Annotated in this window: 11 protein-coding genes; 7 read left to right on the plus strand and 4 right to left on the minus strand. The window is 71.3% G+C overall.

What is annotated here, in order from left to right; translation table 11 throughout:
- Positions 1-94 precede the first annotated feature (94 nt).
- Positions 95-709, minus strand: coding sequence for a rhomboid family intramembrane serine protease (locus ACYVIH_RS20025; protein ID WP_460871307.1), 615 nt, complete (start codon positions 707-709; stop codon positions 95-97).
- 104 nt (positions 710-813) lie between these two features.
- Positions 814-1,956, minus strand: a complete 1,143-nt coding sequence (locus ACYVIH_RS20030; protein ID WP_460871308.1) for a MalY/PatB family protein — start codon at positions 1,954-1,956, stop codon at positions 814-816.
- A 160-nt stretch (positions 1,957-2,116) separates the two neighbouring features.
- Here ACYVIH_RS20030 and ACYVIH_RS20035 point away from each other — a divergent pair, with 160 nt between their 5' ends.
- The 5 genes from ACYVIH_RS20035 (at position 2,117) to ACYVIH_RS20055 (ending at position 7,113) form a co-directional block, all read left to right on the plus strand.
- Entirely contained in the window at positions 2,117-3,694 is a 1,578-nt protein-coding gene (locus tag ACYVIH_RS20035) for a diaminopimelate decarboxylase family protein (protein ID WP_460871309.1), read from the plus strand.
- Positions 3,695-3,732: 38 nt separating this feature from the next.
- The gene (locus ACYVIH_RS20040; protein ID WP_460871310.1) at positions 3,733-4,083 is read left to right on the plus strand and encodes a hypothetical protein; all 351 of its coding nucleotides are present in this window, start codon (positions 3,733-3,735) and stop codon (positions 4,081-4,083) included.
- A gap of 23 nt (positions 4,084-4,106) precedes the next feature.
- Positions 4,107-4,919 carry an SDR family NAD(P)-dependent oxidoreductase gene (locus ACYVIH_RS20045; RefSeq protein ID WP_460871311.1) on the plus strand — a complete coding sequence of 271 codons (813 nt, stop codon included), beginning with the start codon at positions 4,107-4,109 and terminating at the stop codon, positions 4,917-4,919.
- 86 nt (positions 4,920-5,005) lie between these two features.
- Complete coding sequence (rocD, locus tag ACYVIH_RS20050; protein WP_460871312.1) at positions 5,006-6,268, plus strand: ornithine--oxo-acid transaminase; 1,263 nt, start codon at positions 5,006-5,008, stop codon at positions 6,266-6,268.
- Positions 6,269-6,345: 77 nt separating this feature from the next.
- Positions 6,346-7,113: a hypothetical protein gene (locus tag ACYVIH_RS20055; protein WP_460871313.1), complete on the plus strand. Its 768-nt coding sequence runs from the start codon at positions 6,346-6,348 to the stop codon at positions 7,111-7,113.
- Positions 7,114-7,178: 65 nt separating this feature from the next.
- On the opposite strand, the gene ACYVIH_RS20060 is transcribed toward ACYVIH_RS20055, so the two are convergent.
- Positions 7,179-8,213, minus strand: coding sequence for an LLM class flavin-dependent oxidoreductase (locus ACYVIH_RS20060; protein WP_460871314.1), 1,035 nt, complete (start codon positions 8,211-8,213; stop codon positions 7,179-7,181).
- Between the two features lie 86 nt (positions 8,214-8,299).
- Here ACYVIH_RS20060 and ACYVIH_RS20065 point away from each other — a divergent pair, with 86 nt between their 5' ends.
- Positions 8,300-8,965, plus strand: a complete 666-nt coding sequence (locus ACYVIH_RS20065; protein WP_460871315.1) for an SRPBCC family protein — start codon at positions 8,300-8,302, stop codon at positions 8,963-8,965.
- Positions 8,966-9,007: 42 nt separating this feature from the next.
- Here the strand turns inward: ACYVIH_RS20065 and ACYVIH_RS20070 are convergent, their stop codons facing one another.
- A complete protein-coding gene (locus ACYVIH_RS20070; RefSeq protein WP_460871316.1) occupies positions 9,008-9,169 on the minus strand; it encodes a matrixin family metalloprotease in 162 nt (53 codons plus the stop codon).
- A 228-nt stretch (positions 9,170-9,397) separates the two neighbouring features.
- Between ACYVIH_RS20070 and ACYVIH_RS20075 the strand changes: the two genes are divergently transcribed.
- On the plus strand, positions 9,398-10,207 hold the full coding sequence (locus ACYVIH_RS20075; protein WP_460871317.1) for an IS5 family transposase: 810 nt from the start codon (positions 9,398-9,400) through the stop codon (positions 10,205-10,207).
- The last annotated feature ends 339 nt before the right edge of the window (positions 10,208-10,546 follow it).

Raw genomic sequence — 10,546 nt, forward strand, 5'->3', positions numbered from 1 at the left:
ATCCATGTTGAGACTCGGCGCGGTAGTGATGCGCCGTTCACGCGCGAGCGCGCATTCGCCGCTCGAGCGCTGGGGCGCGCACCCACGCCCTGGTTCAGTACGCCGGGATCTCGCGGCGACGGATCCGGTCACGGTCACGCACGCCGAACCACCACGCGGCCAGGAAGCCGCCGACGGCGCCGAACAGGTGTGCCTGCCAGGACACGCCGGGCTGGCCGGGGAGCACGCCCCACAGCACGCCGCCGTAGAGGAACAGCAGGATGAAACCGAGCGCGATCTGGGAGGCCGACCTCGAGAAGAGGCCGCGCACCAGCAGGTACACCAGCCAGCCGAACGCCAGCACGGACGCGCCGAGGTGCAGGGTCTGCTCGCCGCCGGTGAACCAGACCCCGACGCCGCCGACCACCCAGACGACCGCGGTCACGGCGAGCCACCGCCCGACCCCGGCCAGCAGGATCAGGAAGCCGAACACCAGCAGCGGAACGGTGTTGCCGACCAGGTGGTCCCAGCCGGCGTGCAGCAGCGGGGCGAACAGGATGCCGTCGAGGCCGTCGGTCTCCCGCGGCCGGACGCCGGCGGTGTCCAGCCGTCCTCCGATGACCGTGTCGACGAGCTCGACGAGGTAGAGGAGGGCCACGAAGACGATGATCACCTGGGCAGCGAGGAGTCCGCGGGAACGCCGCCGCCCGCTCGCAATCTCCGTTGCCACGGGTCCACGGTAGCCATTCGGACCTGAAGTGACCGGGCCCGAGGCGGCCGGACCCGGAGCAGCCGGGCCGCGCGAGGCGGCCGGCCTGAAGCAGCCGCGAGGCCTCAGCCGGCGAGGGCGCCGGCCATCCGGCGCACCGCCTCGGTGAGGATCTCCGGCGAGGTCGCGAAGTTGAGCCGGACGAACCCGGCGCCGCCGGTGCCGAAGTCGGAGCCGCGCTGCAGGGCGACCCGCCCCTTCTTCAAGAACACCTTGCCCGGGTCCTCGAGCCCGAGCGGGCGGCAGTCCAGCCAGGCGAGGTAGGTGCCGTCGGGCACCTCGTAACCCACCGACGGCAGGTGCTCGGCGAGCAGTTGGGTGAGCAGCCGGCGGTTCGCGTCGAGACCGGCGAGCAGGTCGTCGAGCCACCCGACCCCGTCGCGCAGCGCGGCCACGTGGGACAGCACGCCGAGGTGGGTGGCGCCGTGGCCCACCTCCTCGGGCATCCGATGCAGCTCCTCGGCCGCAGCGGCGCCGGCGACGGCGATGGCCGCCTTGGCGCCGGCCAGGTTCCAGGCCTTCGAGGCGGATAGCAGCGCGAAGGCGTGCTCGGTGCCGGGCAGCGAGAGGTACGGCACGTGTTGTGCGGGGCCGTAGACGATCGGCGCGTGGATCTCGTCGACGACGACCCGCACGCCGTACGCCTCCGACAGCCGGGCCACCTCCAGCAGCTCGGAGCGCGAGTGCACGGTGCCGGTCGGGTTGTGCGGACTGCACAGCAGGTACGCCGCGCGGCCGCCGTCGCGCGTCAGGTCGGCGAACACCGTCTCCAGGCCGGGGAGGTCCAGCCGCCCGTCGGGCCGCAACGGTGCCTCGACCACTCGCCGGGCGTCGTGGGAGACGAACGCGTAGAACGGCGGGTAGACCGGTGAGTTGATCACCACGGCGTCGCCGGGCGAGGTGACCAGCCGGAGCACCTCGACGATCCCGCGCATCACGTCCGGGACGATCCGGGTGGCCGCGACGTCGAGCTCCCAACCCCAGCGGGCACCGGCGAAGTCGGCCATCGCCGTTGCGTAGCCGTCGGCGTACGCGTAGCCGGTGTCGCCTCGCTCGGCGGCCTCGACCAGGGCCCGGCGCACCGGGTCGGCCAGGGGCACGTCCATCTCGGCCACCCACAGCGGGAGGACGTCGTCGGGGTACAGCGCCCACTTCACGCTGGTGCGCTCGCGGAGCTGGTCGAGACTGAGCTGGCGCAGCGGGTCCATGTCGGCGAGCCTACGACGGGGACCCGGGCAATGGCCCGAACCGATCAGGCGTTTCCCGCCCATGGGCCTTGCGGGATCGGTTGGCGGAGGAGTCGAGTAGTCCCAGAGGAGTCGAGCACAGAGTCCTCGGCAGCAGACCGCGTGAGACGGAGGCCCGGCGATGGCGACACGACGGACGACGAACCCGGTGACCGACCGACCCGGCACGGACACCCTGTCGGTGAGGGCCGGCCGGCTGTACGTCGAGGAGCGGGCGGCGAGCGACCTCGTGGAGGAGTTCGGCTCGCCGATCTTCGTGTTCTCCGAGGCACAGGTGCGGGCCAACCTGACGCGGTTCCAGACCGCGTTCGCAGCCGAGTGGCCGGAGGGGCCCGTCGACGTACTCCCCGCGATGAAGGCCAACACCCTGCTCGCGATCCGGCGGATCCTCAGCGAGTTGGGGGCGGGCGCCGACATCTACTCGCCGGAGGAGCTCGCCGGGGTGCTCACCACCGGCGTCGACCCCGAGCGGGTCTCGGTCAACGGCGGCGGGAAGTCCCGTGAGCACCTGCGCAACTGCGTCGAGGCCGGGGTGCGGATCACCGTCGAGGACGTCGACGAGATCGACCTGATCCAGGAGGTGGCCGCCGAGCTCGGCGCGACGGCGAAGGTCCGGCTCCGGATGAAGCCGGCGTTCCCGAACCTGTGGAAGCCGACCGACTTCAGCCAGCTGACCGTGCCGATCGACCTGGGCATCCAGGTCTACAAGTCCGGGATTCCCCGGGAGTACCTCGCCGACATGGGCCGGCGGATCTTCGCGATGCCCAACGTCGAGCTGGTCGGCCTGCACTTCCACGCCGGGCGGCACCATCCCGGGCTGTGGTACTGGCGCGGCCAGATGACCCGCGTCGCACGGCAGGTGGGCGAGCTGTGCCGGGCCTGGGACGGCTGGACGCCTCAGGAGCTCGACGTCGGCGGCGGCATGCCCAGCCCGCGCGACCCGCACAACGAGGAGATGGCCCGGTCGGAGTTCCTGATCACCGCTGCCGGCTACCCGTTCATGGTCGGTGCCCGCGCTCTCGGCGAGCAGACCTACCACTCGATCATGGGCAAGGTCGTGCCCGCGCTCACCGGTCACCGCACCCGCAAGCAGCCGCCGACGGTGGAGCAGTTCGCCGCCACGATCACCTCCACCCTGCGCAGCGAGCTCACCCGTGAGGGTGTCGACATCTCCGGCATGCGGCTGCAGATCGAGCCGGGTCGCAGCCTGTACGGCGACACCGGGCTGCACCTGACCCGCGTGAAGAAGGTCAAGCGGCAGAGCGAGCCGATCCCGTACAGCTGGGTGCTCACCGACACCACGTACTTCTTCCTCGCCGGAGGGGTGTTCGAGCACAACCGACACCCGTTCGTGGTCGCCGACAAGGTCGATGCGCCCGCGACCCTCGCCGCCGACATCGTCGGGCACTCCTGCTACGCCGACCAGATCGTGCTCGGCGCACGGCTGCCCGAGGTGGTGCCGGGAGACGTGATCGCGCTGCTGGAGACCGGGGCCTACCAGGAGAGCTCGGCGTCGAACTTCAACGCGCTGGCCCGCCCCGCGACGGTTCTGGTCAGCGGCGACAGGGCGAAGGTGATCAAGCGCGCCGAAACCGTCGAGGACGTCTACGCCCGCGACGTGGTGCCCGAGCGGGTGCATGCGCCCCGGGCCGCCGCGAGCCCCGGCACCTCCCGGAGACAGCCGCACGCGGCGTCATAACCGAGGAGCCGCTGGTCTGGGCGGCCGCGATCGCGCAGGTGCTCACGGCGGCGGGGATCGCGGTGTTCTGGCTGACCTGGTTCCGGGAGGCGCACGCCGAGCCCTGGCTCCCGGCGGGGTACGTCGACCACGAGCGCGTCTTCGTCTACCCCGACACCATCCTCGCCGGGCTGCTGGTGGGCTCGGCCACGCTCAGCGTGCTCGGCGAGGACCTCGGCCGCACGCTGTCGCTGGTCACCGCCGGGATGCTGCTGTTCCTGGGGATCATCGACCTGGCCTACTTCGCGCAGCACCGGATGTTCCTGCGCGCCCGCGGGGGAGTGGTCAACGCGGGCGTGGTGTCCGCGGTGCTCGCGCTGGCCGTGTTCCTCGTCGTGGTCCACCACTAGCCCGGCAGACAGGAGGCGGTGCGATGTTCGAGTCGTTCAGCCGCAAGCACGCGATCGTCACCGGCGGGTCCAGCGGCATCGGGCTGGCCGCCGCACGCCTTCTGGCCGAGGCCGGCGCGAAGGTCTCGGCGCTCGCTCTCGACGACGCCGATCTCGCCCGGCTCGAGGCCGAGCATCTCGAGGGGGTTTCCACACACCCGGTCGACGTCACCGACCGGAGCGCGGTGTTCGACGCCGTGGCGGCCACCGAGGTCGGCCACGGCACCGCGGACCTGCTGGTCACCTGCGCCGGAGTGGTGCGTCCAGGAAGCTTCACCGAGCTGGAGCTCGACGAGTTCGAGCGGGAGATGGCGATCAACTACTTCGGCACGCTGTGGGCGATCCGGGCCGTCGTGCCGTCGATGTCGGCCCGCGGGCACGGCGCGATCATGGCGGTCTCGTCGTTCGCAGGCCTGCTCGGGCTGTTCGGCTACACGGCGTACTGCCCCTCGAAGTTCGCGGTGCGCGGACTGTGCGAGTCGCTGCACGCCGAGCTGAAGCCGCGGGGCGTCCACGTGGGCTGCGTGTTCCCGCCGGACACCGACACGCCGATGCTGGCCGCGGAGGTGCCGCTGAAGCCCCCGGAGGCGCAGGCGTCCAGCATGATCCCGGTGATGTCGGCGGACGAGGTCGCCCGCGCGATCCTGCACGGTGCGGAACGCCGCCGGGCCCGGGTCTTCCCCGGCCGGCGGACCCCGCTGCTGGCGCGCACGGTGATGGCGCTCCCAGGGATCACCGCGGCGGTCACCGACCGTGACGTCGCACGCGGGGCCCGGCTCCGCGGGGCCGCCCGCTGAGGGCGCCGACGGGGCTCACGAACCCGCCGAAATGGGAGCCCGGTCCCCATTCGGCCGATCCGGGGTCCGGATGTCACCATGGCGGTATGACCGAGCAGACCCTGACGAGCCACAAGCTCTCCTCCGCCGAACACATCGACATCACCGAGCAGTGGGCGGCGCACAACTACCACCCGCTCCCCGTGGTGATCAGCTCCGGTGAGGGCGCCTGGGTGACCGACGTCGAGGGCAAGCGCTACCTCGACTGCCTCGCCGGCTACTCGGCGCTGAACTTCGGCCACGGCCACCCGCGGCTGCTGCAGGTGGCCCACGAGCAGCTCGGCAGGCTGACGCTGACCAGCCGGGCGTTCTACAACGACCAGCTCGGCCTGTTCGCCCGCGACCTCGCCGAGCTCACCGGCAAGGAGATGGTGCTGCCGATGAACAGCGGCGCCGAGGCCGTGGAGACCGCGGTCAAGGTCAGCCGGCGCTGGGGCTACGAGGTCAAGGGCGTGCCCGAGGAGCGCGCCACGATCATCGTGATGGAGGGCAACTTCCACGGTCGCACCACCACGATCGTCAGCTTCTCGACCGACGAGGACGCGCGGCGTCACTACGCCCCCTTCACGCCCGGGTTCAAGATCGTGAAGTACGGCGACGCGGACGCCCTGCGCGACGCGATCGACGACTCCACCGTCGCGGTGCTGCTCGAGCCGATCCAGGGCGAGGGCGGGGTGATCATCCCGCCGGAGGGCTACCTGCGCGACGTCCGCGAGGTCTGCGACGAGGCGAACATCCTGATGGTCGCCGACGAGATCCAGTCCGGGCTCGCCCGAACCGGCAGGACCTTCGCCTGCGAGCACGAGGGCGTCGTTCCCGACGTCTACATCCTCGGCAAGGCTCTCGGCGGCGGCCTCTACCCGGTCTCGGCGATCGCGGCCAACAAGGTCGTGCTCGACGTGATCACGCCCGGCTCGCACGGGTCCACCTTCGGCGGCAACCCGCTGGCCGCCGCGATCGGTCGCGAGGTCGTCGCGATGCTGGAGACCGGCGAGTTCCAGGAGCGGGCCACCCGCCTCGGCGCCCAGCTCGCCGAGGGCCTGGAGAAGCTGGTCGGCGAGGGGATCCTCGCGGTGCGCGCCCGCGGCCTGTGGGCCGGGGTCGACATCGACCCGCGGCTGATGACCGGCCGCCAGCTGTGCGAGGCGTTGATGGAGCGCGGCGTGCTGGCGAAGGACACCCACGGCTCGACGATGCGACTCGCTCCGCCGATCGTGGCGACCGAGGAGGACATCGCCTTCCTGGTCGACGCGGTCCGCGACGCCATCGCCGAGGCGCAGTCAGCGGCGGTGCAGGGCCCGGCCGTCTGAGCTGCGTCGCCCACCTCTTGTGAGGTGGGCAGGACGGGTCGAGACTGGTGGAAGGCGCATCTCGGGAGGTGCCCGAGATGTCTCCCACCGAGGTGATGCAGATGAGCGTCAACCACCTGGTGGTGACCGTCGAGGCCACGCATCGCGCGTTGGAGCAGCGGCTCGACCACGCCACCCGAGCAGCGAGCAGGAGCAGGCCCCGCGACGTGTACTCGCGCGCCGATGCCTTCCTCTCCTCGACCAGCCGGCACGTGGCGGCCGCGGAGGAGGTGCTCGTCCCGGTCGCGCGGCGACGGCTGTCCGACGGCGACGACCGGGTCAGGGACTACCTGCATCGGGCGCGGCGGCTCGAGCAGGAGGTCGCCTTCCTCAAGGCGCGGCTCTACGGCCAGGCGAGCGCCGTACAGGTGCCGTGGGCGCGGGTGTGGCGCGACGTGTCGGCCGCGCTCGGGGAGCACAACCGGCTCGAGAGCGCGCTCGCCGAGGATCTCGCGGCCGCGCTCGACGACGCCGAGAGGCAGGCGCTGGCCGAGGAGCTGTACCGCGCGGAGGTGAAGGCCCCGACCCGCGCCCATCCGTACCTGCCCCACACCGGCACGGCCGGACGGGTGAGCCACCGGGTGTGGGCGGTCGCGGACCGCTTCTGGGACGCGGTCGAGGGCCGGATCGTGCCGCAGCTGGTCAGGTCGCCGTCGAAGGCACACAGCCACGACAGCCTGATGGCGCAGTACCTCGTCGGGGAGCCGCTGCTCGACGACAAGGCGCCGGTGCTGGCGCCGCGTCATCCACGTGGTGAGCGGCGCCGGCGACGTCGTGGGAGGTCGCCCGAGCCGGCGGGGAGCTAGCCGACCGGCAGCAGGCCAAGCGGCTGCGAGTGAGCCGGCGGCGAGTCAGCCGGCCGCCAGGCGTCTCAGCCGGCCCGCCAGGCGTCCGCGATCTGGCGGAAGCTGTCGATGCGGCGCTTGCGGTCCAGGCCCGGAGTGACGACGACGAGCTCGTCGACCTCGGCGAGCTCCTTCATCTCGCGCAGGCGCTCGACGACGTCGGCGGCCTGGCCGGTCACCTGACGCGGGTCGCGCTCGCGGCGCCGGGAGCGGAACTCCTCGGACCGGGCGTACTCGGTGACCTGCTCGGGCCGCAGGGGCTCCCGGATGTTGCGGGCCAGGTTCTGCATGGTCAACGCCCACGCGGCCTCGAACTCGAAGACCGCGTCCTGGTCGTCGCTGGCGAAGGCCAGCACCGACATCGCCGACCACGGCTGGTCCCCGTCGCGGCGCGGGCGGAAGCTGCGTCGGTAGTCGCGGAGCACGTCGAAGGCGATCTCGGGGCTCTGGTGGTGGGCGAACACCGCGCTCATCCCGTTCACGGCGGCGAAGCGCGGGCCGTAGTGGCTCGACCCGAGCATGAAGACCTGCGGCTGCTCGTCCACGACAGGAGCCGCCACCAGCTGCCGGTAGGGGTGGTCGTCGGGGAAGTCCTGCCCGTCGCCGAGGAAGGCGAGCAGCTCGGCCACCTGGCCGGGGAACTCCGCGGAGACGTCGGCGTTGACGCCGCGACGCAGGACGTGGGCGGTCAGCGGGTCGGTGCCCGGGGCGCGGCCCAGCCCCAGGTCGATGCGGCCGGGGTACATCGCCAGCAGGGTGCGGAAGGTCTCGGCGACCTTGAACGGCGCGTGGTTGGGCAGCATGATCCCTGCGGCTCCGATCCGGATCGCCGACGTCTTCGCGCCGAGGTGGGCGATCAGGATCTCCGGCGCACTGCAGGCCAGGCTGCGCATGTTGTGGTGCTCCGAGACCCAGTAGCGCCGGTAGCCCGCATCCTCCACGGCCTGGGCGATCTCGACGGCGCCTGCGATCGACGCCGACGCCGCCTCGGCGTACTCGATCCCGACGAAGTCGAGGACGGCCAGGGGGAGCGACTCGGACGACATGTGCTGGTTGGGCATGTGAAGTCCAAGTCCCGACGGCCGGCGGGTATTCCGGGGCCCAACGCCTCTGGGCGGCAACGTGGCGCGATGCACACGATCGAGGCATGACACCCACGAAGACGATGTCCCGAGCCGCTGCCCTCGCAGTCGCCGGCGGTGCGGCGTACGCCCTCGCCCGTTGGCCCCGGATGAGCACCTGGGGTGCGACGCTCCAGGAGGCGATCGAGGTGCTGCCCGGCGACGAGGTCATCACCGAGCCGAAGTACCGCACCACCCACGCAATCTCGATCGACGCGCCGCCCGAGCGCGTATGGGCCTGGCTGGTGCAGCTCGGCCAGGGCCGCGGCGGGATGTACAGCTACGACTGGCTGGAGAACCTGGTGGGGCTGCGTATGCACAGCGCGCAGCGGATCATCCCCGAGCTGCAGGAGCTGCGAGTCGGCGACACCATCCGGATGGTGCCCGAGGGGACCCAGCCGGACCTGAGCTTCGTCGTCGCCCGGGTCGAGCCCCCGCACCTCCTGGTCCTCGGGCCCGCCGCGCCGCGCGAGGAGTCGATGGAGTCCGGCTATCCGTACCCGGTGTGGACGTTCGTGGTCCGTCCCGAGGGCGAGCGCGGCAGCCGGCTGGTGGTGCGGTTCTCCAGCGACTTCAAGCCGACTCCGATGGGTTGGCTGTCGAACAAGTACGCGCTCGAGCCGGTGCACTTCGTCATGGAGCGCAAGATGCTGCTCACCCTCAAGGACCGGGCCGAGCACGTCGCCGCCTGAAGCAATGCCCGCTGGCCCGCTGCGGGGGTGGAACCCGGGAACTCAGTGAAAGCAGCGGCCCGAGCCCAGCGCGGCCAACCCGCGTCGGTCGCCAGTGCCCAGTTCAGTGGTCCCGACGTTGTCGCCGTACATCAGTTCGTGCGGGTCGTCCACGTGAGCCAGGCCGACCAGATGTGCAAGCTCGTGAACGATGATGGCGCGCACCTGAGCATCTCCGTTCTCTCTGCGAAGGACCCGAGCTAGCTGCGGGGCGTCCAGCGCGACTATGCCGGTGACGTACTGACTCCGGCCTGAGTATCTGTCAGGAGCGGTCGCGCTGCCGCCGACTCCCGCTACCCGACCCGCGAGATCTGACTGGGTGTGTCCCATTTGAGGTCGACTGCGTCCCGCGGGCCAGCGAGCACCGTGCGCGGCATGTCGTACCCGAGTGATGTGACAAACGAGCAGTGGGCGCTGCTGGAGCCGGTCTTCAACCCTCCCGGCAAGCGCGGACCCAAGCACGGCGCGGGCCTGCGGAAGGTCGTCAACGCGATGCTCTACATCTCCCACACCGGTTGCCAGTGGCGGTACCTGCCCGCGACGTTCGGGCCCTGGACCCGCGTGTGGTCCCAGTTCCGCCGCTGGTCGCGCAACGGCACCTGGGCGCGAGCGTTGGCCGTGCTGCACGGGGCCGCACGAGAAGCCGACGGCCGCGCCGAGGCGACCCCGTCGATGGTGGTCATCGACACCCATTTGGCACGCGGGTCGTCCAACGGCGGGTTCACGTTCCACGACCGCGGCGGCCCCTACGGCCGCACCAAGGGCGCCAAGCGGGTAGTGGCAGTCGATGTGACCGGACTGCCGGTGGGTGCGCTGGTCGTCCCGGCCTCCACCCACGAGAACAGGACCACGGAGCTGATGCTGGAGCACCTGACCGAGCAGGGTGTCACCGACCGGCTCGAGCTGGTCTTGGTGGACCGCGGGGTCACCGAGTCAGCGGCCCGAAAGCTCGGCAGCGACTACGACGTCGAGCTGCGCCGGGTCGGCTGGGACGACAAGAAACCGGTGTTCCGCCCCATCCGGCACGCCTGGCGCGTCGAGGTCGCCCACGGTCGTCTCGGACGTGCCCGCCGGCTGGCGAAGTCGTTCGAGAACACCACCGCCTCGGCCACCGGCTGGCTCCAAGTCGCCTGCATCGCAACCACACTGCGCCACCTGCCACGCGCGGGAACCCACCGGCGGGCACAGCCTCTCGCCGCCTGAGTGCCGCGCCAGCGTCCGCGCGGAATCCGGAGAAGAGTGCGTTATCCAGCTCCTTCAAGGTGGCCAGATGGTCGCAAGTTCGGTGGCCATCCGGACGCGCAGAGCGTCGTGAAGAGGCGCCAGTGAGGCATCACTGCGGTGGAACTTCACAGGATGGAAGCGCCGGACCGGTCGGCCGTTGTCACCTGACGGCTGCCACTGGTAGTCCGGGAGACTGGACTGCGAGAGGCGTTCGTGTCGCCCAGTCCGCCAGATGGGCTTGTCGGGGTGATGCGAGCAATGATCAGAACCTGTGGATGGCCCTCGGCGGGGTGACGTGAAGCGGGCGCACCTCCCGAG

The sequence above is a fragment of the Nocardioides pakistanensis genome, from assembly GCF_054781215.1.

What these genes read in the sequence shown, in the direction of transcription:
- ACYVIH_RS20060 (WP_460871314.1), bottom strand. Translation starts at nt 8,213, where the DNA reads ATGCCCAACCAGCACATGTCGTCCGAGTCGCTCCCCCTGGCCGTCCTC.
- rocD (WP_460871312.1), top strand. Translation starts at nt 5,006, where the DNA reads ATGACCGAGCAGACCCTGACGAGCCACAAGCTCTCCTCCGCCGAACAC.
- ACYVIH_RS20030 (WP_460871308.1), bottom strand. Translation starts at nt 1,956, where the DNA reads ATGGACCCGCTGCGCCAGCTCAGTCTCGACCAGCTCCGCGAGCGCACC.
- ACYVIH_RS20045 (WP_460871311.1), top strand. Translation starts at nt 4,107, where the DNA reads ATGTTCGAGTCGTTCAGCCGCAAGCACGCGATCGTCACCGGCGGGTCC.
- ACYVIH_RS20055 (WP_460871313.1), top strand. Translation starts at nt 6,346, where the DNA reads ATGTCTCCCACCGAGGTGATGCAGATGAGCGTCAACCACCTGGTGGTG.
- ACYVIH_RS20035 (WP_460871309.1), top strand. Translation starts at nt 2,117, where the DNA reads ATGGCGACACGACGGACGACGAACCCGGTGACCGACCGACCCGGCACG.
- ACYVIH_RS20065 (WP_460871315.1), top strand. Translation starts at nt 8,300, where the DNA reads ATGACACCCACGAAGACGATGTCCCGAGCCGCTGCCCTCGCAGTCGCC.